Origin of the sequence: Clostridium sp. AM34-11AC (genome assembly GCF_003435375.1) — a bacterium.
In the GTDB taxonomy this organism is placed as follows: domain Bacteria; phylum Bacillota; class Clostridia; order Lachnospirales; family Lachnospiraceae; genus Pilosibacter; species Pilosibacter fragilis.
This window is the reverse complement of sequence record NZ_QWGL01000008.1, coordinates 74,143-99,002: the sequence shown is the minus strand read 5'-3', so window position 1 is coordinate 99,002 and position 24,860 is coordinate 74,143. Positions and strand designations below refer to the sequence as shown.

At 51.7% G+C, this 24,860-nt stretch carries 21 protein-coding genes; all 21 read right to left on the bottom strand.

Annotation, left to right across the window (positions count from 1 at the left end; all coding sequences use genetic code 11):
* Positions 1-20: 20 nt before the first annotated feature.
* Entirely contained in the window at positions 21-1,493 is a 1,473-nt protein-coding gene (locus tag DW826_RS07290; RefSeq protein WP_242994060.1) for a cobyrinate a,c-diamide synthase, read from the bottom strand.
* Between the two features lie 22 nt (positions 1,494-1,515).
* Positions 1,516-3,669, bottom strand: coding sequence for a precorrin-6y C5,15-methyltransferase (decarboxylating) subunit CbiE (cbiE, locus tag DW826_RS07285; RefSeq protein WP_117503851.1), 2,154 nt, complete (start codon positions 3,667-3,669; stop codon positions 1,516-1,518).
* The gene (gene cobJ / locus DW826_RS07280; RefSeq protein ID WP_117503849.1) at positions 3,666-4,406 is read right to left on the bottom strand and encodes a precorrin-3B C(17)-methyltransferase; all 741 of its coding nucleotides are present in this window, start codon (positions 4,404-4,406) and stop codon (positions 3,666-3,668) included. The genes cbiE and cobJ overlap by 4 nt, the downstream gene beginning before the upstream one ends.
* Positions 4,403-5,173, bottom strand: coding sequence for a precorrin-4 C(11)-methyltransferase (gene cobM, locus DW826_RS07275; RefSeq protein ID WP_117552416.1), 771 nt, complete (start codon positions 5,171-5,173; stop codon positions 4,403-4,405). The genes cobJ and cobM overlap by 4 nt, the downstream gene beginning before the upstream one ends.
* Entirely contained in the window at positions 5,170-6,474 is a 1,305-nt protein-coding gene (locus DW826_RS07270) for a hypothetical protein (protein WP_117552415.1), read from the bottom strand. Before DW826_RS07270 ends, cobM begins: the two co-directional genes overlap by 4 nt.
* Before the next feature lie 97 nt (positions 6,475-6,571).
* Positions 6,572-7,984 (bottom strand): cobalt-precorrin-5B (C(1))-methyltransferase CbiD, encoded by a 1,413-nt coding sequence (gene cbiD / locus DW826_RS07265; RefSeq protein WP_117552414.1) that lies wholly within the window; start codon positions 7,982-7,984, stop codon positions 6,572-6,574.
* Between the two features lie 2 nt (positions 7,985-7,986).
* A complete protein-coding gene (gene cobA / locus DW826_RS07260; protein ID WP_117552413.1) occupies positions 7,987-10,470 on the bottom strand; it encodes a uroporphyrinogen-III C-methyltransferase in 2,484 nt (827 codons plus the stop codon).
* Between the two features lie 3 nt (positions 10,471-10,473).
* The gene (cobI, locus tag DW826_RS07255; RefSeq protein WP_117503841.1) at positions 10,474-11,166 is read right to left on the bottom strand and encodes a precorrin-2 C(20)-methyltransferase; all 693 of its coding nucleotides are present in this window, start codon (positions 11,164-11,166) and stop codon (positions 10,474-10,476) included.
* A 94-nt stretch (positions 11,167-11,260) separates the two neighbouring features.
* The gene (locus DW826_RS07250; protein ID WP_181968017.1) at positions 11,261-12,064 is read right to left on the bottom strand and encodes a zinc dependent phospholipase C family protein; all 804 of its coding nucleotides are present in this window, start codon (positions 12,062-12,064) and stop codon (positions 11,261-11,263) included.
* 128 nt (positions 12,065-12,192) lie between these two features.
* On the bottom strand, positions 12,193-13,473 hold the full coding sequence (gene serS / locus DW826_RS07245; RefSeq protein ID WP_015554613.1) for a serine--tRNA ligase: 1,281 nt from the start codon (positions 13,471-13,473) through the stop codon (positions 12,193-12,195).
* An 83-nt stretch (positions 13,474-13,556) separates the two neighbouring features.
* Positions 13,557-14,384, bottom strand: coding sequence for a pyridoxamine kinase (locus tag DW826_RS07240; protein ID WP_117503837.1), 828 nt, complete (start codon positions 14,382-14,384; stop codon positions 13,557-13,559).
* Positions 14,385-14,594: 210 nt separating this feature from the next.
* Complete coding sequence (locus DW826_RS07235) at positions 14,595-15,179, bottom strand: ECF transporter S component (RefSeq protein WP_117552411.1); 585 nt, start codon at positions 15,177-15,179, stop codon at positions 14,595-14,597.
* Positions 15,180-15,444: 265 nt separating this feature from the next.
* Positions 15,445-16,137: a thiamine diphosphokinase gene (locus DW826_RS07230; protein ID WP_242994059.1), complete on the bottom strand. Its 693-nt coding sequence runs from the start codon at positions 16,135-16,137 to the stop codon at positions 15,445-15,447.
* Positions 16,138-16,189: 52 nt separating this feature from the next.
* On the bottom strand, positions 16,190-16,855 hold the full coding sequence (gene rpe, locus DW826_RS07225) for a ribulose-phosphate 3-epimerase (RefSeq protein ID WP_117552410.1): 666 nt from the start codon (positions 16,853-16,855) through the stop codon (positions 16,190-16,192).
* A gap of 4 nt (positions 16,856-16,859) precedes the next feature.
* Complete coding sequence (rsgA, locus tag DW826_RS07220; RefSeq protein ID WP_117483680.1) at positions 16,860-17,738, bottom strand: ribosome small subunit-dependent GTPase A; 879 nt, start codon at positions 17,736-17,738, stop codon at positions 16,860-16,862.
* Positions 17,735-19,909, bottom strand: a complete 2,175-nt coding sequence (gene pknB / locus DW826_RS07215; protein WP_117552409.1) for a Stk1 family PASTA domain-containing Ser/Thr kinase — start codon at positions 19,907-19,909, stop codon at positions 17,735-17,737. The genes rsgA and pknB overlap by 4 nt, the downstream gene beginning before the upstream one ends.
* Complete coding sequence (locus DW826_RS07210; RefSeq protein WP_117469668.1) at positions 19,906-20,646, bottom strand: Stp1/IreP family PP2C-type Ser/Thr phosphatase; 741 nt, start codon at positions 20,644-20,646, stop codon at positions 19,906-19,908. The genes pknB and DW826_RS07210 overlap by 4 nt, the downstream gene beginning before the upstream one ends.
* Positions 20,643-21,689, bottom strand: coding sequence for a 23S rRNA (adenine(2503)-C(2))-methyltransferase RlmN (gene rlmN, locus DW826_RS07205; protein ID WP_117552408.1), 1,047 nt, complete (start codon positions 21,687-21,689; stop codon positions 20,643-20,645). Before rlmN ends, DW826_RS07210 begins: the two co-directional genes overlap by 4 nt.
* 102 nt (positions 21,690-21,791) lie before the next feature.
* Positions 21,792-23,123 carry a 16S rRNA (cytosine(967)-C(5))-methyltransferase RsmB gene (rsmB, locus tag DW826_RS07200; protein ID WP_117552407.1) on the bottom strand — a complete coding sequence of 444 codons (1,332 nt, stop codon included), beginning with the start codon at positions 23,121-23,123 and terminating at the stop codon, positions 21,792-21,794.
* Complete coding sequence (locus DW826_RS07195; RefSeq protein ID WP_015554621.1) at positions 23,113-23,838, bottom strand: zinc metallopeptidase; 726 nt, start codon at positions 23,836-23,838, stop codon at positions 23,113-23,115. The genes rsmB and DW826_RS07195 overlap by 11 nt, the downstream gene beginning before the upstream one ends.
* Positions 23,839-23,932: 94 nt before the next feature.
* Positions 23,933-24,859: a methionyl-tRNA formyltransferase gene (gene fmt / locus DW826_RS07190; protein ID WP_117552406.1), complete on the bottom strand. Its 927-nt coding sequence runs from the start codon at positions 24,857-24,859 to the stop codon at positions 23,933-23,935.
* Position 24,860 lies beyond the last annotated feature (1 nt).

Here is a 24,860-nt window from a genome sequence, read left to right as displayed (position 1 = left end):
TTTCATTCTGCTGTCATATTTCATTTCACTACTAGATTTTTCTTTTTCCACGTTTCTGCACATTTAATAAAATTCTCAGCAATTTTCACATTACTGTAAAAATACAAGTGCGGGAAGCCTGCATAAAAGCTCTCCGTTGTATATCCGCAGTCCCAGCCCCGTGTTCCCACCGGCTTTTTTGCTGCGAAATCCGTCCCGTTCTCCTCCGAATCCCAGTGGTGGAACTCATGGGCGCGGAATTCAATTCCCGCAGGTCCTAACAGTCCCTCTTTCTTTGAGGTAACAGTAATATACCCAAATCTCCCAAGCTTCCCCGTGTCACGGCTGCTGCCCGGCAGCACACCTGCCATTGGCCATTCCACGCCGTCCGGATCCACGATCGAATCCTTCAGATACAGATATCCGCCGCACTCCGCGATACACGGCACCTCTTCCATCACCGCCTGACGGATCGCATTCCACATACTGATATTTTCTGAAAGTGCTTTCGCATGAAGCTCCGGATAACCGCCGCCAAGATAGACTGCGCAGGTTTCCACCGGAAGGTTTCTGTCGTGGATCGGGGAAAAATACTGTATTTCCGCTCCAAGTTTTCTCAGAATATCCAGATTATCCTCGTAATAAAAGCAAAAAGCTTCATCTTTGGCGACTGCAACTACTGTTTTCTTAATACCTGTCCCGCAATCCACATTACAAAACTGCCTTACAGCTTCTGGCAATTTCACTTCTATCTCTGCCGCTCTCCCAGCCTCCTCAATAATCCCATCCAGATTGATTCCCACTCGAACCTTTTCTTTGATCAGATCCAGCCGTTCCCGGATCCCTGGAATCTCTTCCGGCATCACAAGCCCCAGATGGCGGGACTCCAGCGTCATATCCTTTAATTCCGGCACATACCCGAATACCCGGATTCCAAGCTCCCGCTCTGCCCGCTCTTTTAATCTCGGATACAACATCGGTGACAGCCGGTTAAAGACTACCCCTGTCACATGGCTCTTCTCCTTGTAATCAAGAAATCCCTTGATCGACGCTAAAGCAGAAAGACTCCGCCCCATCATATCCACCAGAAGGATCACCGGCGTATCCGTGAGATCCGCCACCTCCCAGGCACTGGACCGCTCCGAGACACCGCCAAGTCCATCGTAAAAGCCCATGACGCCCTCCAGTACAGCGATTCGGCTTTCCGGGAATTTCTCCATTTCGAGGACTTCCCTGCCGAGCAGATATCTCAGCGTATCCCCGTCCGCAAAAAAGCTGTCCAGATTTCTCGACGGGATCTCCAGCACCGTCCGGTGAAACATCGGATCGATATAATCCGGCCCGCACTTAAACGCGCGAACCTCCTGAATTTTCTCTTTCAAAAGAGAAAGCAGCGCACAGGTAAACAACGTCTTCCCCCCACCGCTCTTCTCCGCGGCAATCATGATCCGGGGAAAGCGGACGGAAACTGCCTGAGAATCCTGAACCAAACACTTCATCCGCTCCTTATCCATATTTCCAGCTCCTTCATAATCATTAAATTCCGCTGATGCAGGTTTTTCCCTCAAACGTCACGATCCATACCGGATTCTGCCCCATCATCAGATGGCTGGAACCGACTTTTTTGGACCTTGCGGCAGTAAGCGTCACAAGATCCGGTTCTGTCACCGGGAGAGTCTTTGCGGCTTCAAGGACTGCTGCCAGAGACTCAGGAGTGATGAGGTTTACAACAAATCGTGTTTTAGGATTTTTCTTAAGGCATAATGCGATAACCTCTTCCATCTGTCCTCCGCTTCCGCCAATGAAGACATGGGTTGGCGCCGGAAGATCTTCTAACGCTTCCGGCGCTGTTCCCGCTATGATCTCCAGATTTGTGAGGGCGAATTTTTTCCGGTTTTCATAGAGAAGCTCCACGGCCTCCGAATTCTTCTCGATAGCATAGACTTTCACCGAATCGGAAAGGCCTGCGCACTCCACAGAGACGGATCCTGTTCCGGCTCCGACATCGTAGAGAACGGAATTTTCCGTGAGTTCCAGCTTTGCCACGGACACGGTGCGGACTTCCATCTTCGTCATCGGAACCTTCCCGCGGGTGAACGCCTCATCGGAAATACCGTGGGATAAAGGTCTTCGGGGCCCGGTCCATTCCGCATAGAGGACGGCCAGTGAAGGGGCTTTCCTGCCCTTTATTTCCTCTGGAGTGGAGGTGAAGATCTGTTCGTCTTCAAGTGTCAGGTTTTCCCCGGCAAAGAGCTTTGTCTCCTGCATCCCAAGATCGATGAGCTGTCCGCAGATCGTTTCATAGAAATCCGAGCCGCCGCCAAGGATAAAGGCACTGCCGGAGCGCTTTAATTCCAAAGCGAAGTTTGCCGCCTGCCCGTGCATGCTGAAGAGTTTCGCGTGATCCCAGGGACGCCGGATCTTCGCGAAAAAATATCCAACGGAAGAGATCCCCGGAATTACTTCCACGGTATAGTTTCCGCGGCGTTCCAGCACTGCACCGAGTTTTTCCGCTGCGCTGTAAAATCCGGTATCACCGGACATGGCTCCACAGATCACCTGTACCTCCGGGTGGGCATCCAGATAGTCCGCAATTTTTTCCGGCTGGTATGCCTCAAATACAGGTTTGTGGAAACTTTCCAGCTGTCTCACACAGCGGCTTGCGCCGACGATCAGATCACATTTGTCGAGGCGTTTTTTTGCCTCACCGGTTAGATAGGATTCGCTTCCGGGTCCTGTGCCGATAAGGAATACCTGGCGTTTCCCGGAATTTTTAACTGACCTTCCCAGAGCAAAATGCTCCTCCAGATAAGCAATTCCTTCTTCTAACGAGATTCCTTCTTCCACCGGTCTTCCGATCACGACAAGACCGACACCTGCTTTTTTCGCCGCACTGACCTTTTCCTCGAATCCGCCCGCCTTCCCGGACTCCTTCGTCACCATCCACTTCGCATGGACCGCTTTCATCATTGCAACATTTAAGTCTTCCGCAAAGGGCCCCTGCATTGCGATCAGATGGCTGCCGTAAAAGCCCATATCGGCACAGGTCTTTACCACCTCCGGCATGGAAAGGACTCTCGCGTAGACTCTCGTCTCCCAGTCCGGGAGAGCTAAAAATGCGGAGAGCTCCTTACTTCCCGTCGTGACGAATACCGGACCTTCCGTGGTCTTTAAAAAGTCCACTGCCGCCTGAATATTCTCCACCGTGATGATCCGGCAGTCTGAACCGTCTGAAATGCCTTCCGTTTCTGTCCAAGCACTTTCTCCGGGCATTTCCATATCTGTTTTTGTGTTCTTTTTTTTCTGGTTGTCATCTTCAAAAGTACGGGGTCCGTTTTCAGAAGTGAAAACATTTGTTCTCTCACCGTTTTTATCCCGCAGGATCCTTAAAAGCGGGGTCCCTGTCTTTTCTGCCGCCTCCCTGATATTTGCCGTGACCACCACCGCAAAAGGATGGGTTGCATCAAGGATCAAGTCATACTTCTTTTCCTGAAACAGTTTCTCCATCTGGATCTCATCGACACGCCCGTCATGGACCTGAAGATTCTCAGCCTTCGGGATCTCCTCTTTTCCATATTCCGTCGCAACAAACACATCAGCCGCTACCTGACTTCCGGCAAGGCGGGATGCCAGAACCCGTCCTTCCGTTGTCCCCGCAAAAACCGCAATTTTCCCTTCCGCTATCTTCATATCCGGTATCCTCTCGGTGTGACCATCCAGTTCTGCCCGCCAAGGACGGACTTTTCGGTCCGGCTGTTTCCAATAAACACGGTGGTGAACATGTCCGCCTCGTAATCTTTCAATTCCGCTAACGTCATGACCTTCTTCGTCTCCCCGTCTCTTCCGATGTTCTTTACAATGCCGCAGACGGTATTCGAGCTCTTGTACCGTAAAAAGATCTCACACGCACGCTTTAAATAGTCCGCCCGCTTCCTGCTGGACGGATTATAGAGGCAGATGGAAAAATCAGTCTTCGCCGCCGCGTCCAGGCGATTCTCAATGGTCTCCCAGGGTGTTAAAAGATCACTTAAGCTGATCACCGCAAAATCATGCATCAGCGGTGCCCCGAGGACAGCGCCGCCGGAGAGAGCCGCCGTGATCCCCGGGATCACCTCGATCTCCACCTCCGGGTGCTTCTCCCCGAGTTCCAGGATCGGTCCCGCCATTCCGTAGATTCCTGCGTCCCCGCTGCAGATCATCACGACAGATCTTCCTTTTTCCGCCTCCGCAAAAGCCATCTCGCAGCGCTCGATCTCCCGTTTCATGGGGGTCGTCAGAAATTCCTTATCTGGAAAGTACGGCTTCGCGAGATCCACATAGACCGTGTATCCCACGATCACATCGCAGGTGTTAAGCGCCTTTACGGCACGGAGCGTCATGGATTCATATTCTCCAGGTCCCATGCCGACCACTGTCAGCTTCTTCATATGTCCGTCCCCTTTCTGAATTCCGTGGAGAAGTCCGGCGCATAGAGTCTTGACTCCTCGTAACCGTTTGCCTCTCTCGTGCCGAATACATCACCGATAAAGATCATTGCCGTCTTCTTAATTCCGTTCTCCTCTGCGGACTTCGCCAGCGTAGAGACGGTGCAGCGGACGATCTTCTCCTCCGGCCATGTCGCCTTGTAGATGATCACCGCCGGCGTGTCCGACTCATATCCGGCTTCCGCAAGTTCCTTTTCCATCTGTGACAACAGTCCCGTGCTTAAGAACACCGCCATGGTCGCATGGTGAACCGCCAAGGAACGGAAACTCTCCCGCTCCGGGACTCCGGTCCGCCCCGCCATTCTCGTGATGATCACGGACTGGGACACGCCAGGCAGCGTGAGTTCCGCATGGAGACTCGATGCAGCGCCGCAGAAGGAGCTGACCCCCGGGCATACATCGTAAGCAATCTTTTTCTCATCCAGCCGGTCCATCTGCTCCCGGATCGCGCCGTAGATCGCCGGATCACCGGTATGAAGCCGCACCGTCATTTTTCCCTCACGCTCCGCTTTCTCCATGGCACGGATCACCTCGTCAAGAGTCATGTAGGCACTGTTTAAGATCTCACACCCCGGCTTCGTCTCCTTTAAAAGCTCCGGATTCACAAGGGATCCCGCATAGATCACCACGTCCGCCTCCCGAAGGAATTTCTGTCCCCGGACCGTGATCAAGTCCGGCGCTCCGCTTCCGGCTCCCACAAAATGTATCATGATGGTTTTCCTCCTGTTTTTCGAATCTTCATGACCGTCCATGCATGGTCTCTCATGTCATACTCCCGCTTGCAGTACGGGCAGTGACGGATCTTCATCGCGTCAAAGCTTGCCCCGCAGCTTTCACAGGAGACCTGATGGATCGAGTATCCCGGGTCCTGCGGGATCTGGATATTCTTTCCGACGATCATCCGGATCCTGTCGTTTTTCTCCTTCATCGAACTTCCCCTGTCATATGTATCGCAGAAGTACAGATCGATATCCGCATACACATACGGGCCTTCCTGCCAGCAGTTCCCCACCGACATAGCTCCCCTGTATACAATGTCCGTGATGTTCTGGAAACTTTCCCCATCCCAGGGACCGCGGATAATAGAAAGGTCCTCTCCCGGCTCGGAAAAGATAATATTTTTTGCCAGAGCAATGACCTGGTTTGCAAAGTTTTCATAGCCAAAATCCGGCTCGTAATTCTTCATGAACCGGATCAGCCTGTTTTTGCTGCCAGAAGTGGCAAACAGAAGTCCAAGGCTCTGCATCGCCCGCCAGAAAATATACCCAAGTGTTTTTAAGGCAAACAGCATATATCCGCCGAAGGCTCCGATTACTGGATACCCGATCAGCGGGCAGATCATGGAATATAGTGTCAGAGGATCACCGGTCTTTGCCCTCTCCCATGCCAGGTATGCCAGCATGAACACCGTGAAGATGACTGCCCCTCCGCCGCACCAGGGAGTTAATGTTCTTTTGATCTCTTCCTTGGAATAGCTGAGGTCTTCAATGGAATAAAAATTCGCGACCTTCGGATACAGATCCTGCATCAGAAATCTTGTGTGGCAGTATGGGCAGCCTTCAAACAGCGCCTTGATCTGGCTCACCGCTCCGCAGGACGGGCAGGTACATGGCTCCGTTCCGTCTACCGTCGCCTCATTCGCGAAGGTGATCGTCTGGTATAAGATCTCTTTCTTCCGGAATTTTCCGATGATCCGTCCACCCCTGGAATATGTCGTATTTCTCTGCGCCGTGCGGAATTCTGTCACATTCGTATATTTCTTTCCGACCTTCGGCGGGATCGCGCCGGCTGAGGCCAGAAGACCCCGGAGTTCTATGGATGACTCTCTGTGAAGTCCGCGTTTTTCCAACCGCTTCCGCTGCTGGCCCAGAAAATACTTTGTATCCTGATTCCCGGTATCCGGGATCGGTCCGCCGGAAAGCCACTCGTTGTATTGTTTCAGGAAGCGGTTATACATCATGGATGCCTTTGTGTCATGGACGCTCCCGTAATTTTTCTGCCTGTTTTCCATAGTGTTTCCTTTAATTTCGATGAATGATCAGAGACCGTAACTTTCATGCGTTGTTCCAAAACTTATTGTTTCAGTTCTTTCAGCGCTAAGTGGAAGCTTATTGATCCAGCTCTTTCAACGCTGACCGCAGAATCGCATCCGCGCCTTCCGTCTCTCCCAGATACTCCCCCTTTGTCCCGAAGACGATCATTCCCGTCCTCACCTCGTCCCTGGATCGATGGGTAAGGTGCCAATCGGCACGCTTTAAGAATACGTTTATCGTGTCCTCTATGATTCCCGCCTGTTTTAAGTGATCCATCGCCTCATCCGTCGTGTTGGATCTCTGGATCTTTCTAAGGAGTTCCAGGTCCTCGGTTCCGGCAGATAACGCGCAGGACAGCATCGTGTCCATGCGACCATCCGCCTCCCTGGAGTGGGTGTTCATGATCCCGTTTCCGATCTTCACGAGTTTTCCCATGTGACCGGCGATCAGGATACCGGAAAAGCCCAGTTCCGCGGCAAGGTCAATGGTCTTGCCGACGAAGTTGCTCATGGTGACGAGGGAATTCATAAATCCTTCCAGAAGTGATGGTTCTGTTTCCGTTGATAATTCTCCATAAGCCATCTGTTCCGCCTCAACAGCAGCATCCGTGTCCGCCGCGTTACTCCCTTGATGAGCATCGGTACAGAATTTACCATGTTCTACGAGATACCTCTCTAAAAATCCCGCGCCCATATTTCCAGGCACTGCGATCACCCATTTTCTGCCCTCTGCCTTTAAGACATTTAGATGGGTACGGATCGTCTCGACAAGCGCTTCCTCACTCATGGGCTCCACAATCCCGCTGGTCCCGAGAACGGAGATCCCGCCCTCGATTCCCAGGACCGGGTTGAAGGTCTTCTTCGCGGCTTCTACGCCTGCAGGAACCGATATTGTGATCGATACCAGGCGAAGCTCTCCGGCTTCCTCCAAAAGCTCGTAGACAGCGTCCCGGATCATCTTACGCGGCACAGAATTGATCGCTGCAGCGCCTATTGGCTGATCCAGACCGGATTTTGTGATGCGACCGATGCCGATGCCGCCGTCGATTCTGACAAGCGACTCAGGAAGTGCCTCTTTCTGATGAGCGGCATTCGCTTTTTTCTGTTGTTTCTGGTTTTCTGGACTCAGACCAGGTTTTTCTCCTGCAACTCCGAACCCGGAACTTTCCAGATGTGACATCTGAACCTTTTCATAAAAGTTTTTATCTTTCACAAACTCCGCCCGCGCATACACCAGGATCCCGTTCGTCACATCATAATCGTCCCCTGCGTCCTTCCTGACCGCGCACTCCGCCCAACTATCCCCGGAAGTTTTCTCTTCCAGCGATACGCACACCGGAATCCCCTTCGGGGTCATGATCTCCTCCGTCTCTTTCCAGGACCCTGTGAGCAGAAATCGCACCGCCCCCTGGGCCGCTATGGCCGCACAGGTCCCTGTGGTGTATCCGCATCTTAACTTTTTATGATCTTTGTATACAAAGGTATCCATGTTTACCTCGTGATCTCGTTTCTGTCCGTCAGCAGCACCTCTAAAATTCCGTCCGCTGTATAGTCGGAAGCTGTCAGGGCATTCTTCACTCCGTATTCCGCAAGGACTGCCGCTGTCACCTTTCCGATGCAGACTGGTCTCACCGTCTCAAACAGAGATACCGCTTCCGCCTCACGTCCCGCGAAGAATCCTCGGACGCCGGAGCCGCTCTCAAACGTGATATAGTCGGCAGTTTTAAGTCTCGCAAGCTCCGTCTGCTCCACCAGGATATCATAGATTGGAATATCATCAAACGCATATCCCTGTTCCGCCAGTGTCTCCGTGAGGACCTTCGAGCCCTGCTTTGCCCGCGGGATCAGAAATTTTCCTGCCTCAGCACACGGACAAACATTTTCTGAACTGGAAATGCTGTAGGCTATATTGGCGGCAGCAGTTTTTGCCCCAGAAGTCTCTCCATTCTCCTTCAGGTATTTGACAAGTCCATCTGCCAGCGCCTTCGTTGTATATTCCTCCGGGATAAAGTCCGGCGTGATTCCGACGCTCTCCAGATACTCCCCTGTTCCGCGCCCGACAACCGCAAATTTTAATCCGCCAAGTTTTCTGATATCTACATGTTTCTCCCGCATCCGGTCAAAGAAGATCCGGACTGCATTCCGGCTCGTAAAAATCACCCATCTGTAACGGGAAAGGTCCGCAAACGCCTGATCCAGCCGTTCCATGGACTCCCGTACCACAAGGGATTCCCCCGCGCGGACCGTCTTCGCACCCTCATCGGACAGGCGGCTTATGATCCGTCCTCTAACGGCCTCTGTTCCGGTGACTCCCACCGTGATTCCAGTAAGCACGCCCGGCACCATAGATGTAAAGTGGAAGGCACAGACCTCACCCACAGCGATGATTCCGGGAGGCGTAAGTCCCGCTTTTCTTACAGCCTCAGGCAGATCCTTTAAGGATGCCCGGACAACGCGCATTCGGGACAGTGTTCCGTCCGTCACAACGGCTGCAGGCGTCTCCCCGTCTTTTCCGCCATCTATGAGACGTTTCACGATCTCCTCAAGGTTTGAGAGTCCCATAAGGAAGATCAGAGTTCCCGGAAGCTTCGCGTACAGGCTGTAATCCCCGGAAAGTCCCTCGCCGCCCTCGTGGGAGATATGTCCCGTGAAAACATGGAAATCTCTCGCGATATTCCGGTGGGTGACAGGGATTCCAGCCGCCTCCAGTGCCCCGATGGCTGAGGTAACGCCGGGGATCACTTCATAGGGGATTCCTGCTTCTGTGAGCGCCTGGATCTCCTCTCCGCCGCGCCCGAACACAAAGGGATCTCCACCCTTTAACCGGACGACGCGCTTTCCTTCCAGTGCCTTCTCCACCAGGATCCGGTTGATCTCCGACTGCTTTTTGATGTGGTGTCCTGCCTCTTTTCCCACATAGATCTGCTCGCAGTCCTCCGGCACCAGGGAGAGCAGTTCCTCGGAGCCAAGTCGATCATAGACAAGGACCTCCGCTGCCTTTAAGATCTGCTGTCCTTTTACCGTGATAAGTCCGCCGTTTCCGGGGCCTGCTCCCACAAGATAAGCTTTCCCTGCCGGAAGCTCCCCTTCGGTCCCCTTCTTTACGAGAAGCTCCGCGAGTTTCATGGAATCCTCCGGCGCTCCGGAGATCTTCCTGCGGATAAGTCCATTTTTTGTCTCCCGCATGAGTCCCATCCAAAATGTTCCATTCTCTTCCTTCGCGTACACGCCTACCGCTGCGGTACAGCCGGCACCTAAAAGGCGCAGCACTTTTCTCTCCGCGAACAATGCCCGCTCCGCTTCTTTATCATTCAGTTTTTTGAGGATCTTTAATACCTCACTGCCCTTTTTCGCTTCCACTGCGATGATCCCCTGACCTCCTGCCGGGATAAACATTTCCGGTTCCAGAAACTCAAAGGAAAATCTCGGATCATTAAAAAGGCCCAGACGATTAAGACCCGCCGCAGCCAGGATGATCCCGTCGTACTCCTTCTGGTACAGTTTTTCCAGTCTCGTGTCGACATTTCCGCGAAGCAGACGGCATTCCACATCCCCGCGCTCCATGATCTGCACCTGGCGTCTCGGACTTCCCGTTCCGATAATCCTGGGACTCCGCTCCGGAGTACGACCCTTTACCGTCACAAAGACATCCCTCGGATCTTCCCGCTTTAAGACGGCCCCAATACAGAGCCCGTCGCTCAAGTCCATTGGCATGTCTTTCGCGCTGTGGACCGCAAGATCAATGTCCCCGTTTAAGAGGGACTGCTCAAACTCCTCCACGAAAGCTCCTTTTCCTCCGAATGCCACCAGGGATGTCTTTAAGATCTTGTCGCCCTTTGTCATTAGGGGAACCAGCTCACACTTCACCTCCGGACATACGGCCTCGATTGCCTCCGCCACCATGTTTGTCTGCACAAGCGCCAGCCTGCTCTTTCGTGTTCCGATCCGGACCGTTCGGCGTTTTATTGCTCCCATCCTTTACTGTTCCTCCCTGTCTTTTGCGATAATAAGGGAATAATATCCCGCGTCCTCCGGGATGTCGGCTGCACTTCGTATCAGCCGCTCACCCTCCATCCCGCAGTTTTCCACCATCCAGGCAGGACACTCCGTGAGAAGAAGCTCCCGCTTCACATCCGCGATCTTTTTCCCGGATTTCATCAAGATCTTTGTCCCTGAAAGCTTCAGCCCATCCTTCACCGGATAGGAGCCCGGCAGGATATGGATGGACTCCGCCTTCTCCCCAAGGGAGATCCCGAGCTTTGCCGCCGCCGCGCAGAAAGACGGGACTCCGTTAATCAGGACAGACTCGTATCCCAGAGCCAGAAGCTTTTTATGGACATAGCCATATGTGGAATAGACCGTCACATCCCCCAGTGTCAAAAACGCCACGGTCTTTCCCTGATCCATGAGGGCAGCCAGACTCTTCACCGCTGCCTCATGGCTCTCCTTCAGCACCGCCTCGTCCTTCGTCATCGGGAACACCACAGGGATGATCTCCTTCTCCTCGATCTCCGGAACCGCCCCCAGAGCGATCTGATATGCGGTACATGTCTCTTTTTCTTTTCCCGGAATCGCGATCGCATCCGCCTCCCGGATCAGGCGCAGCGCCTTCAATGTCATGAGTTCCGGATCCCCCGGTCCCACTCCGATTCCATAGATCTTTCCCTGCATGTTGTTCTCCTTTATGTTCTATTTCTTCAATTCTGTGCAACCTTTCCAGTCTTTCCGGCTGACATGCAATCTGCCTTCAATTTCTGCCACATCTCTATTCGCCGTTAAAATTCCCCTGAAAGATTTCCGGCATCGGTCCTTTTCCCCTCAGGTATGTAAGCAGATCGCTTAAAAGTTCTGCTCCTTTAGGGACTGTCTCATGAAATTCACGCTCCAGGTGGTCTGTGATGGCCTCACAGCCCGGCGTTGGCTGTTTCCTCATAAACATGCCGTGAATGACCCCATAGCTTCCCGTAAAACGCAGGAGGAAGCAGCAGAACCGTTTCGTCCACTCGCTGGAGTTGATGAACAGCCGGTTCATAGTACGGAAGCTCATGATCGCCTTTGCCACCTTGATGGGATCCTCATCGAAAAGCCTCGATGATGCCCGCACGGTCTGGGCTGTGATCTTCAAATGGCAGGTGAGGTTCGAATGCAGCGGACGCATATGTTCCCGCTCCAAAAGTCTCCGTTCTAACTCCGTCTCGATCTCCGCGTGGGTGATTCCGGTCCGCTTCTCCTCTGCGTTCACGTAAGCGTGGACGCGATTGTCGAGACAGAAATGGCAGGCAACACCCATGAGATACGCAATCATCTCGTCTCTCTCGTCCTTTGTCTCAGCCTCACGTACCAACATCCGGCCACGTTCCATGAGCTTTGCAGCGGGTTCGCCGTGCATCCGAACGCCTTTCTGGTTTACCTTGTTTTTTCCAAGTGCCTTGTAAAAGAACAGGATATCCGGCCCGTGAACCCCTAAAAGAAAGCAGTACCGCTCCTTCTTTATGATCCGTTTAATGACCGGATCGGCCTCCATATATACTTTTCTCCCGTATAGATCATGCGCAAATGCTGCCGGCATGGATCTCATCTCCTTCGTAATATGCTCTGCATAACAAAAAATCCCGGTTATTCTGACAGTTCCCGGAGCTGTCCTGCAACTGAAAAAGCTGTGACAAAATGAATCGCCACAGCTTTATAAATCCTTATTTATTTGATTTCTGTCTTTCCGCCCATATACGGTCTTAAAACTTCCGGAATTCTTACAGAACCATCTGCCTGTAAGTTGTTCTCAAGGAAGGCGATCAGCATTCTCGGCGGAGCTACAACTGTGTTATTTAAGGTATGTGCGAAATATTTCTTTCCGTCCGGTCCGTTTACACGGATTCTTAAACGTCTAGCCTGAGCGTCACCAAGGTTGGAACAGCTTCCTACCTCGAAGTACTTTTTCTGTCTCGGGGACCATGCCTCAACATCGACAGATTTTACCTTCAGGTCAGCAAGGTCACCGGAGCAGCACTCTAAGGTACGAACCGGGATGTCCATGGAACGGAACAGATCTACGGTGTTCTGCCATAACTTGTCGAACCACATCTTGGATTCTTCCGGCTTGCAGACAACGATCATCTCCTGCTTCTCGAACTGATGGATACGGTATACGCCGCGCTCCTCGATGCCGTGTGCGCCTTTCTCCTTACGGAAGCACGGAGAATAGCTTGTTAAGGTCTTCGGAAGCTCCTCTTCCGGAATGATCTGGTCGATGAATTTGCCGATCATGGAATGCTCACTTGTACCGATCAGGTAGAGATCCTCACCCTCGATCTTGTACATCATAGCGTCCATCTCAGCGAAGCTCATAACGCCTGTGACAACGTCACTGCGGATCATAAACGGCGGTACGCAGTATGTGAATCCACGGTCGATCATGAAATCTCTTGCGTATGCGATCACTGCGGAGTGAAGTCTCGCGATATCACCCATTAAATAGTAGAAACCATTGCCGGCAACTCTTCTTGCGGAATCAAGATCGATGCCGTTAAATTTCTCCATGATCTCTGTGTGGTACGGGATCTCAAAATCCGGAACGACCGGATCACCGTACTTCTGGACTTCTACGTTCTCGCTGTCATCTTTACCGATCGGTACGGACGGGTCGATGATATTCGGGATCGTCATCATGATCTTCTTGATGCGCTCCTCGAGATCTTTTTCCTTCTCCTCCAACTCAGCAAGGTGGTCGGAAGCTGCTGTAACCTGTTTCTTAACTTCCTCAGCTTCTTCCTTCTTGCCCTGTCCCATCAACGCGCCGATCTGCTTGGAGATCTTATTTCTGCTCGCGCGGAGGTCATCAGCCTCCTTCTTTACTTTTCTGTTCTCCTCGTCCAGTTCGATCACTTCGTCTACTAACGGAAGCTTCGCGTCCTGGAATTTATTCCGGATATTCTGCTTTACGATTTCCGGATTTTCTCTTACAAATCTTAAATCTAACATGAGCTTTTCTCCTTATTGCCGTGTAAAAACACGCTTTGGTAAAAATATATCATATTTTGCTGAGAAAAGGAAGGGTATTTCTCCTACTTTTTTATCAGTTTACCAAGAATCTTCTCAAAACAAACACCGTTCGCGTGAGGGATCTGCTCCTCATCGGAGACTTTTATGCACTCTTTTACGAATCCTGCTGCCTGGCTCACCGCCTCCGGGAGGGACTTCCCGTTTAATAACGCGCCCGCCACAACAGAGGAAAATACATCTCCGGTTCCCGGACGCTCTCCACCGGAGGACCTTGTCCAGATAAATTTTGCATCGTACTGTCCCTGCTCCAGAACCACATTGGTGTAGCAGCTTCCCTCCCGCACTCCTGTGATGACCACAGATTTCGCGCCCATGAGCCGCAGCATCATCGCCATATTTAAGAGTTCTTTTCTCGCCCAGTTTTCCTCCCTGTATGGAGTATCCGTGAGGATACAGCACTCCGTCACATTCGGAAGAACAACATCCGCCATGCAGACAAGTTCCTTCATCTGCTCGCACATCTCCGGTGTATAAGTCTCATAGGCATGTCCATGGTCTCCCATCACCGGATCCACAACAACAAACGTTTTCTCTGCCTTTAATTTCTGAACGATCTCCATGACGATCCCGATCTGGGCCTCCGACCCAAGAAATCCCGTTGCGATCGCGTCAAAGGAAAGTCCAAGTTCTTTCCATTTGTCCGTATATGTGGTCATTTTTTCCGTATAGTCATCGAAAAAGTAAACCGGAAATTCCGTATGGTTTGAAAGGATCGCCGTCGGTATCGGACAGCACTGATGACCCATCGCGGATAAAACAGGAATAGCCACTGTTAATGAACAGCGGCCATAACCTGAAAGATCATTGATCACAGCAATCTTCTTCTGCATGAATTTATCTTCCAATCTTCCTGCTTCCGCAGTATATTTGCTGCTCGCAAGTAGAATTTTTTATTGTCCACATCCGATACAGCAACATCTATGTTACACTGCAGAATTTATTTTTCTTAGTTTTAAAATCCATCCCAAATCGACTGCGTCGATGGGATTTTTGACTTCCAGCCTATTCTTTTTTACGGTCAGCGCAACAAGTGTGCAGACCTACTGAGCAGCTAAAAAGCCAGCTCGTTTTAACGCCGGGCGAAGCGCCGCATAAAGGACGACTGCGATCACGGAGTTGATCACCGCGTTGATGATCGTGGTGTACGTTGTGATCGCTATCAGCGCTTTGATCGCAGATGCTGCTTTATCAGCGTTCGGGAATAATAAGGTATACCATACATACTTTAATGCCGGCTCAAAGAAGCAGTTAAAACCGAGACCACAGACAGCCGCGATCGCAGACCAGCGGATCACATAGGCATGGTCATGTTCATCGGAAAGCTTTGCGATCCTGTGGGAAACGAAGCCTACGATGAGACCGATCACAAGCTTTGTGATAAAAGTTCTCGGTGCAGATGCCGCATAGCCGCCAACGATATCAGCAATGGATAAGCCAACAGCACCGGAAAGTCCACCGTAAACGCCGCCGAGAAGGTATGCGGAAAGCACGACAAATGCGTTTCCGATATGAATCTTCGTTCCGCTGGCTGAGATCGCCGGGAACACAGCATATCCGATATAGCAGAGCGCCGCCATCAGGCCAGCCTGCGCAATTTTCATTAACTGCCCATTCTTTTCTTTCATAAGTAAAATCCCCCCTCGTGTGTTATTGACAGGCAGAACCGTTCATATTTTCATAATCGGTTCAAGGATTTCTGAATGGATCATCCGGAAAGCCTTTCTGTCATCCTGATACCCATGGTAGCATGCGAGTGGATTGTATGAAATGTCCAGTTTTGTTTTTTTTATACAGTCCAGTCTGTTTTCCTCGCCGCAACATTGTAGACTGCAACGTATATTATCCTTCTTTTTCGCTTTTTCACGCTGATATTTTCACGCGGTGTTCTCTTTAATCTCTTGACTCCACGCAGATCAGGATCCCTTTCCGGAACGTGATCTTTGCCCGCTCCCCTGGAATCTCATTGCTGACACAGAGACTGGGATCCTCTAAGATCGAGATGTCCTTATTGTGCAGCAGATATTTAAATCCATCCAGCGTGATTCCAAGAACGGTCTCCGTAAGCGGAAGAAAGGAGACATATTTCCCGTAGATCCGGTCTTTCAAAAAAACGGAATGTTCCTCATCATCCGGTGTCAGGAGAAAGATACGGTTTTTTGCATCATAGATCTCCATGAAAAGTCCTGCATCCTTCGCCGCCCGCATCAGATGGATATTGGAAAGCTCATGATCCAGCCTGCCCCCTGTGGCCCCCAGAACATGGGCGGTATGAAACCCTGCCCGGAGTGCGGAGCGGACCGCAAGATCCGTGTCCGTCTCATCCTTCTCCGGCTTATGGACATCCGTCGCCCATCCCTCTTTCTTTCTGAGTTCTTCCATCCGTTCCAGCCCGAAGGTATCAAAATCGCCCACCGCAAGGTCCGGCACAAGCCCCAGGTCCTCACAGACGGCGAGCCCCGCGTCCACAGCGATCACATAGGGATACTTCCGCTCCTTCACAAATTCTGCTGCAAATTTCCGGTCCGTCGGCCCGCCCGACACGATCAGGCAGGTATCCGTCATTTCTCTTCTGTCTGCATTCATATTAGCTGCCTCTCCCCTATCCATGGCACATCCTCACGCCGGGTGCGGCCCCTTATCTTGCGGAATACTCCTCAAAGATCTTCAGGAACTCCTTTGTATTCGCTGCCGCATCGTTCTTAAACACCGCGGAACCCGCAACGATCACGTTCGCGCCTGCATCGAGAACCTCTCTGACATTTGCCGCATTCACGCCGCCGTCCACCTCAATATCGGTGGTGAGTCCGGCCTCATCTAACATGCCGCGGAGCTTTTTGATCTTCTCTAACGTATACGGGATAAACTTCTGTCCTCCGAATCCCGGATTTACGGACATAATCAGAAACATATCTGCTTCTTTTAAGATACAGGAAAGTGTCTCGACCGGAGTTGCCGGGTTTAACGCAACAGCTGCTCTGGCACCGGTCTCCTTGATCTGGTTGATGGTACGGTCCAGATGAAGACAGGCTTCCTGATGGACACAGATGATATCCGCGCCGGCCTTTCTGACATCATTTACATATCTTCCCGGCTCCTCCACCATCATATGGACATCAAACACACGGTCTGTTGTCTTTCTGAGGGATGAGATCACCGGCATACCGAAGGAAATGCTCGGGACAAACGCTCCGTCCATCACATCCAGATGGATGTACTGCGCTCCCGCGTCAGAAACTGTCTTTACATCTTCACCAAGTTTTGAAAAGTCTGCTGAAAGAATCGATGGCGCTAATATATACATGATCTTAATATCTCCTTTTACTCTTCAGTTCTTCATAGATCAGCCGGTAATTTTCATACCGGGAATCCGCAATCTTTCCTGCTTTTACGGCCTCCTTGACGCCGCACTCCCGTTCTCCCACATGGACACAGCCCAAAAACCGGCATTCCGGCTCGTAGGCCTCAAATTCCGGAAAGAAATCCTTTAACTCTTCCGGCTTCATATTGTCGACAAAGATGGAGCTGAAGCCCGGCGTGTCCATCACGAAGGTCTCCTTCTCGACGAAGAACAGCTCCGAATGTCTTGTGGTATGGCGACCCCTGCGGATCTTCTCACTGACGGCCCCCGTCTCCATCTCCGCCTCCGGCTGGATCCTGTTTGTCAGGGATGATTTTCCAACACCGGACGGGCCGGCAAGTGCCGTTGTCTTCCCCCTTAAGAGGTCATGGATCGCCTCGATCCCTTCCCCCGCCAGAGCACAGGACAGATGGACATCATATCCGGCATCCCGATAGATTCCAGCAAGTCGTTCTGCCTCACCCTCTTTTCCGAGATCTGTCTTATTAAAGCAGATCACCACCGGAACATTCTGGGCTTCCATCGTAACCAGAAAGCGGTCCAGAAGGTTTAAATTCGGTTCCGGGTCAGCGACGGCAAACACGATCATTGCCTGATCGATGTTCGCCACTGCCGGACGGATCAGGGAGTTCTCCCTCGGAAGGATCTCCGCGATGTTTCCGAGGCTCTGCTCCTCAGAAAGCACGTCGAACTCCACATTGTCGCCCACAAGAGGCTTGATCTTCCGGTTCCGGAATACGCCCTTTGCCTTACACTCGTATACTTTGGAAACGCCGTCATGTACGTAATAGAATCCGGCAATTCCCTTTATGATCTTTCCAGTCAACCGTCAACCTCCGTAAATGTCACATTATAGGATGTCAGTACCACGTTGTTCGTGAGGTCCACGATCTCCACCTCACCGGTCTGTACGCCGTCCGCGCCGCGGATCCTGTCTAACTTGATATTCAGGGTTGTGTCCGCGCTGTAAGACTTTGGCTCCGCAAGCTTCGTATAGGTCACTTTGCCGTTCACCGTCTGCTTTAAACGGATCAGGATCTGGATCTCGGAGGACGCTGCCCCCGGTCCATAGGAGACCTGAAGCGGATAGCTTGCATCCAGAGATGCAATAAACTGTTTTTTCGGAGCTTCCGGCCCAAGACTCAGAGTGTAATCCACGGTATCCCCAGGTGCTACCTGAGTTCCTGCCTCAACGCCCTGACTGATGACGTGACCGGCCGAGATCGTGCTGTCGTACTCCTTTGAAACCTCTCCGGTCACAAGTCCTGCCGCGGAAAGAAGTGCTGCCGCCTCCGCGTCCGTCTTTCCATAAAGATTCGGTACAGGAACGAATTCCTCCTCCGGTCCCGTACTCACATATAAGGTTACGGTACTTCCGAGGGCCACTTTTTCCTCCGGTTCATAGCGGATGATCGTTCCGGAAGCCACCTCCTCGCTGGCTTCCTCCCGAACATCTGCTTTTAAATTCTTTCCCTCCAACAGGCGGACCGCCGTTTCCAGTGTCATTCCGGAAAGGCCAAGTTCTGAGAGATCAACCTTATCAGAACCCGCGCTGATGACAACAGTTACCTTGGAGAAACGCGGAATCACGGTATCGGGCTCTTCCTTCTGTGAGATGACTATGCCTTTTTCCACTTCATCCGAGTTTTTCTGCTCTACCTGCATGGTGAGATCGAGTCCCTGTAAGATCTTCTCGGCTTCCTCCTCGGAGTGGCCCACAAGCTTCGGCATATAGACTTCCTTCTGGCTGATAACAGTCTCCGATGCCGCAGTTGTCTTCGCTTCTTCCGTCATAGCTTCCTCAGAAACGGTTTTTGTCGGATCCTCCGGAGTGCTGCTTCTGAACAGACCGCCAAGCTTCAGGACAAACACGATCACAACCGCGACAATGACGATGGCTGCCGCCACGCCTAAGCCTGTCAGGATCTTTTCCAGTCCTGTGGCTTCATCATCCACTTTATTCTTTTTCGGTTTCTTCTTCGCGTTCTCCGGCTGATCATACCGCTTTTCCAGATCCCGCCGTTCCCTGCGCTCACGGATCTCTTTTACCGGCTTTGACTCCCGGATCCGTTCCCCACTTCTCGTCTTGATCAGATTCAGTTCTTTTGGGCTGATGACGATGGTATCGGAGCTGTGGTCTTCCTCTTTAACGGCGCCGATAGTCGGGTCATCATCATTTAAAAGTGCTCTTCTCAGGTCACTGATCACGGCCGCCGCGTTCGGGTATCGGCGCTCCGGTCTCTTTTCCGTACATTTTAAGATGATCCTCGCAAGACTTGGGGACACATCCGGATTCAACATTCTGGGATCCGGCATTGGTTCTTCCAGATGTGCCAGCGCGACCGTCACCGTGTTGTCCCCCTCAAACGGAACATGGCCGGTGACCATCTCAAACATGGTGATACCTAAGGAATACAGGTCGCTCCGCTCATCGCTGTATCCGCCTCTCGCCTGTTCGGGGGAGATATAGTGGACAGATCCCACAACTGTCGCCGCATTCATGGTCTGGGACGACACAGCTCTCGCAATTCCGAAGTCCGCTACCTTCACCTTTCCATCCATGGAGATCAGCATATTCTGAGGCTTGATATCACGGTGAATGATATGCTGTTCATGGGCTGCTTCGATTCCGGAGGCTACCTGGATCGCGATCCCGATGGCTTCCTTTACATCCAGATGACCTTTTTTCGTGATATAGCTCTTTAAGGTGATTCCCTCTACGAGCTCCATAACGATAAAGTGGATGTCTCCCTCATCCACGACATCATATATATTGACAATATTCGGGTGTGAAAGTCCGGCCGCTGCCTGAGCTTCCATCTTAAATTTACTGACAAAGGTCGCGTCGGAAGTAAACTCCGATTTCAGTACCTTGATCGCGACCAGACGGTTTAATTTATGGCATTTTGCTTTATAGACCTCTGACATTCCGCCGGAACCTATCTTTTCCAGAATCTCATATCGGTCCTGCAGCATCGTTCCAGGGTATAAAATCATAGCTTCACCTCACTTATCTGAGGTTCTACAAGGACAATCGCAATGTTGTCCTTTCCTCCGTTCCGGTTTGCCTCGTCAACCAACGCTTCCGTCTTCTCTTTCAGCGTATCCGTTGTCTTTAAGACCCGGCTGATCTCGGCATCATCCACCATGTTCGTCAATCCGTCAGAGCAGAGCAGAATACAGTCACACTCAAGAAGCGGCACTTCAAAGAAATCCGCCTCCACCCGGTTTCCGATTCCCATGGCGCGGGTAATAATGTTCTTCTGACTTCGGTAGGACTCGCTGTCCCGCTCCATTTTTCCTCTCGCGACCATCTCTTCCACAAGGGAATGGTCTCTCGTGATCTGTGCAAGACTGTCCCGCAAAAGATAAAGTCTGCTGTCCCCCACATTTGCCACGTACATCATGTCGTCCTCGATCGTAGCGGCAACCAGAGTGGACCCCATTCCTTCCCGGTCCGGGTTTCCCTGAGCTTCCTCAAAGAGCCCCTGATTCGTCTTCTCCAGAGCTTTTCTGAGGATCATCACAGGACTGGCCAGATCAGAATTTTCAATATATTCTTTCATATGTTCCACGACATACCGGGACGCGAAATCCCCGGCCTTATGTCCGCCCATTCCGTCTGCCACGATGAACAGATTCGGAAGCGGTCCCACCGGCTGATCCGCTGCAAACAGGAAATCCTGATTGGATCTTCTCACAAGACCGGTGTCTGTCTTCGCGTAAGAGATCATGACGATTCCTCCTCACTCAGATAGCTCTTTCTAAGCTGTCCGCAGGCACCGCCGATATCGCGGCCCATCTCCCTGCGGATCGTAACGTTGATGCCGTGTTTTTCAAGATAACCCCTGAACGCGTCAATGGCATCCCGATTGGACTGTTTGAAGTCGCGTTCCTTGATCGGGTTTACCGGAATCAGGTTCACGTGCCCCTGCATATCCTTTAAAAGCGCAGTCAGGCGCTTTGCCTCGTCAAGGTTATCATTGACGCCCTGTACAAGACTGTACTCAAAGGTCAGGCGTCTTCCTGTCTTTTTATAATATTCCTTACATGCCGGAAGCACCTCCGATAAGGAGTAGCTGTTGGCGATGGGCATCAGAGTCTTTCTCGTCTCATCGTCCGGCGCATGAAGGGAAAGTGCCAGAGTAATGGAAAGACCTTCTTCCGCAAGCTTTAAGATCTTTGGTACGATCCCGCAGGTGGATACCGTGATATTTCTCTGACTGATATTCAGACCGTTTTCATCGGAAAGAAGCCTGATAAACCGGATCAGGTTATCATAGTTATCCATCGGCTCACCACTTCCCATGACCACAACGTTGGAGACACGCTCTCCCGTGGATCTCTGGATCCGGTAGATCTGATCCAGCATCTCCGAAGGACGTAAGTTTCTTGTGAGTCCGTCCAGAGTGGACGCACAGAACCGGCAGCCCATGCGGCAGCCCACCTGAGAGGAAATACACACAGAATTTCCGTGGTGATATTTCATCAGGACGCTCTCGATCACGTTTCCGTCATCGAGACCGAACAGATACTTTCTTGTCCCGTCGATCCCCGATTCCAGCATCTTTACGGTCTTAAGGGACGTGTATGTACTGTATTCCGAAAGCTTTTCCTTAAGCGACTTCGGAAGGTTCGTACATTCGTCTAAAGACTCGGCTAATTTTACATGCATCCACTGGTATAACTGTTTTGCCCGGAACGATTTTTCACCCAGCTCCTTCACGAACTCTGTCAGTTCTTCCAGTGTCATTGATTTCAGGTCTTTCTTTTCCATTCTCGATTCTCCAAAAGCCTTGGTTCTGTCATGTTTCCACATAAATCCGTTTTTAACGGATCCGCAGGCAGTCATGTCCGCGGATTCAGAACCTGCACAGTATTATTTCTTCTTTTTGAACACAGAGATAAAGAAGCCGTCGCAGGGATGGAGTCCCGGAAGAAGCTGGATCCTGTTCTCCTCGCAGGAACTCTTAAGAGCCTCCGGCAGGAGATCTGCGATCCTCTTCTTTTCAAACGCCAGATGCTTCTCGATCCAGTCCGCGTTTTCTTCATTCTCTTCCTCAGTGATCGTACAGGTACTGTAAACAAGCGTTCCACCAGGTTTTACATACTGAGTCACCACAGAAAGGATCTCCCTCTGCAGCTTTGCGAGATTTTTGATCTCATCTCTCGTCATCCGCTCTTTGATATCCGGTTTCTTTCCGATAATTCCGAGACCGGAACATGGGAGATCTGCCAGAACCACATCTGCCTGCTCCACCATAGACGGATCCAGAACTGTCGCGTCCCAAACGTTCGTGCGAATGTTCCGGAAGCCGCAGCGCATGATGTTCTCCTCAATAAGATCCGTCTTTCTCCCGCTCACATCTCTCGCTTCCACCATACCGGTACCTTTTAAAAGATCTGCTGCATGCATGGCCTTTCCTCCCGGAGCTCCGCACACGTCAAGAACGAAATCTCCCGGGGCAATAGATGCCATCTGTGCCGCAAGGGAGGAGCTTGGATCCTGAACTGTGATCTTTCCTTCCGTGAACGCGCACACCCGGTCTAAGTAGTCGAAGCCACGGATCGAAGCGATCCCCGGAAATATCCCGGACTCCTCCACCGTAATGCCATGATCTCTCAACTCTCCGATCGTTTTCTCCGCCGGGGAGATGCTCTCATTAAAGCGCACCGTAAGGGGGCGTTCTTCTAAAAATGACGCAGCAATGGTTTCAGAAGTCTCTTTTCCATACATCTCCTCCCACATGGATAACATCCACCGGGGGATCGAATAGCGCTCCGAAGCGTCCTTCCAGACAAGTTTCCCTTTTTCTCTGGAGACCGTCCGCAGGACACCGTTCACAAAGCCGGAAAGCCCCTGGAATTTTCGTTTCTTTGCAAGCTTTACCGCCTCATTGCAGACCGCGGAGTCCGGTACACGCTCCATATACAGAATCTGGTAGACCGACATTCTGAGGATCTCCCGGATCACCGGCTTCATTTTTGCGGTCTTCACCTTCGAAAAGCGGTCAAGCACTGCATCGATCTGGATCCGGTACTCCAGAGTTCCCTCCACGCATCTTGTGATAAACGCGCGGTCCTGACGTTCCAGAAACAGGTACTTTTCCAGTGCCTGCTTTAAAACAATATGGCTCAAATTATGGTTTTCGAGGACTTCCAGAAGGACGTCAAGGACGACCTCCCGGATATTTGTCGTATTATCTGTCACGTCTGTTTCTTCCTCCAAAGAGAATTATGAGACGGAGAAGCTGCAGGATCGAAGTCGCTGCTGCCGCCACATAGGTCAGTGCCGCCGCGTTCAGTACTTTTCTCGTCCCGTTTACTTCCTCGCCCGCGAGAATGCCCTGTGCATCCAGAAGTCTTACCGCACGGGCAGACGCATTGTACTCTACCGGAAGTGTCACAAGCTGGAACAGCACCGCCAGAGAGAACATTAAGATTCCGATCTCCACCAGCGGAGAACCAAGTCCGCCGAACACAAGTCCTAAAAGGATCAGCGGCCAGGAAAGACTGGAGCCGAAGTTTGCCACCGGAACGAGAGCACTTCTGAACCGTAACGGCGCATATCCCTCATTGTCCTGCATCGCGTGGCCGCATTCGTGGGCGGCAACACCGATAGCCGCAACGGAAGTCGCTCCGTAAACGGACTGGGACAGGTTTACGGTCTTCGTCCGCGGATCATAGTGATCGGTAAGTTCACCGGCGATCTGCTGGACCGTCACATCGTAGATTCCCTGCGCATTTAAAAGGCGTCTCGCCGCCTCTGCCCCTGTCATGCCAGTCATGCTGCGGACTCTGGAATATCTCGAGAACGTGGAATTTACACGTCCCTGAGCCCAGAGAGAAAGGGCAACTCCGATCAATACAAGGATGATCGTCGGATCAAGGCCATAACCATAACCGTAACCATACATTCCGTACATAAAACATCTCTCCTTTCGATCTCGTTTCTGTCGTCCCGGCAGCCGGCTTTTCAGCCGGATTTTTCAGGACCGCCCGCGGCATCACCCGCGAAGCTTACCCGCAGAAACTTCCGTCTTCCATCTGGAAACCGCGCAGGAAGGAAGCTGTATCCATCCGCTTCTTTCCCTCAAGCTGAAGCTCCTTTACATCAAGGACACCCTCTCCGGTCTCAAAAAAAAGCCGGTCCTTTGTCACATGAATCTTTCCCGGAGCTCTTTCTCCCGGAAGATCCGTAACCTCTGCTGACCAGATTTTCATCGTCTTTCCGGCATATGATGTATATGCGCTTGGCCACGGATTTAAGCCGCGGACAAGACGCTCAATGGACACCGCGTCCTTCGTCCAGTCGATATGTCCCATTTCTTTCGTGAGCATCTTCGCGTAGGAAGTACCGGACTCTCCCTGCGGAGTTCTCGTGATCGTTCCGTTTTCCAGTCCCTTTAGAGTGGATAAGATCATGGATCCACCGAGAGCAGAGAGCTTGTCAAACAGGCTTCCGCCAGTCTCTTTCTCATCTAACGGGATCGCTTTCTGTTCCAGCATATCGCCGGTATCCAGCCCCACATCCATCATCATGGTCGTCACTCCGCTCTCCTTCTCACCGTCAATGACCGCCCACTGGATCGGGGCAGCCCCGCGGTATTTCGGAAGCAGGGACGCGTGTACATTCACGCAGCCGTATTTCGGAAGATCCAGAATGGACTTCGGAAGGATCTGGCCAAATGCGACGACAACGATGGCATCCGGTGCCATCGTTTTTAAAAGCTCCACAAATTCCGGATCCCGCACCTTTACCGGCTGGTATACCGGGATTTCATACTCGATCGCTTTTTCCTTTACAGGAGTCATAAGGACGGCTTTTCCGCGCCCCTTCGGCTTATCCGGCTGTGTCACCACAGCCACAACTTCATGTCCGCCCTCAATGAGAGCAGTCAGCGTCGGAACCGCAAAGTCCGGCGTTCCCATAAAAACAATACGCATA

Excerpts from the sequence above, each read along its gene's own strand:
- DW826_RS07290 (WP_242994060.1), bottom strand. The coding sequence starts at position 1,493 with ATGGATAAGGAGCGGATGAAGTGTTTGGTTCAGGATTCTCAGGCAGTT.
- cbiE (WP_117503851.1), bottom strand. The coding sequence starts at position 3,669 with ATGAAGATAGCGGAAGGGAAAATTGCGGTTTTTGCGGGGACAACGGAA.
- cobJ (WP_117503849.1), bottom strand. The coding sequence starts at position 4,406 with ATGAAGAAGCTGACAGTGGTCGGCATGGGACCTGGAGAATATGAATCC.
- cobM (WP_117552416.1), bottom strand. The coding sequence starts at position 5,173 with ATGATACATTTTGTGGGAGCCGGAAGCGGAGCGCCGGACTTGATCACG.
- DW826_RS07270 (WP_117552415.1), bottom strand. The coding sequence starts at position 6,474 with ATGGAAAACAGGCAGAAAAATTACGGGAGCGTCCATGACACAAAGGCA.
- cbiD (WP_117552414.1), bottom strand. The coding sequence starts at position 7,984 with ATGGATACCTTTGTATACAAAGATCATAAAAAGTTAAGATGCGGATAC.
- cobA (WP_117552413.1), bottom strand. The coding sequence starts at position 10,470 with ATGGGAGCAATAAAACGCCGAACGGTCCGGATCGGAACACGAAAGAGC.
- cobI (WP_117503841.1), bottom strand. The coding sequence starts at position 11,166 with ATGCAGGGAAAGATCTATGGAATCGGAGTGGGACCGGGGGATCCGGAA.
- DW826_RS07250 (WP_181968017.1), bottom strand. The coding sequence starts at position 12,064 with ATGCCGGCAGCATTTGCGCATGATCTATACGGGAGAAAAGTATATATG.
- serS (WP_015554613.1), bottom strand. The coding sequence starts at position 13,473 with ATGTTAGATTTAAGATTTGTAAGAGAAAATCCGGAAATCGTAAAGCAG.
- DW826_RS07240 (WP_117503837.1), bottom strand. The coding sequence starts at position 14,384 with ATGCAGAAGAAGATTGCTGTGATCAATGATCTTTCAGGTTATGGCCGC.
- DW826_RS07235 (WP_117552411.1), bottom strand. The coding sequence starts at position 15,179 with ATGAAAGAAAAGAATGGGCAGTTAATGAAAATTGCGCAGGCTGGCCTG.
- DW826_RS07230 (WP_242994059.1), bottom strand. The coding sequence starts at position 16,137 with ATGAATGCAGACAGAAGAGAAATGACGGATACCTGCCTGATCGTGTCG.
- rpe (WP_117552410.1), bottom strand. The coding sequence starts at position 16,855 with ATGTATATATTAGCGCCATCGATTCTTTCAGCAGACTTTTCAAAACTT.
- pknB (WP_117552409.1), bottom strand. The coding sequence starts at position 19,909 with ATGATTTTATACCCTGGAACGATGCTGCAGGACCGATATGAGATTCTG.
- DW826_RS07210 (WP_117469668.1), bottom strand. The coding sequence starts at position 20,646 with ATGATCTCTTACGCGAAGACAGACACCGGTCTTGTGAGAAGATCCAAT.
- rlmN (WP_117552408.1), bottom strand. The coding sequence starts at position 21,689 with ATGGAAAAGAAAGACCTGAAATCAATGACACTGGAAGAACTGACAGAG.
- DW826_RS07195 (WP_015554621.1), bottom strand. The coding sequence starts at position 23,838 with ATGTACGGAATGTATGGTTACGGTTATGGTTATGGCCTTGATCCGACG.
- fmt (WP_117552406.1), bottom strand. The coding sequence starts at position 24,859 with ATGCGTATTGTTTTTATGGGAACGCCGGACTTTGCGGTTCCGACGCTG.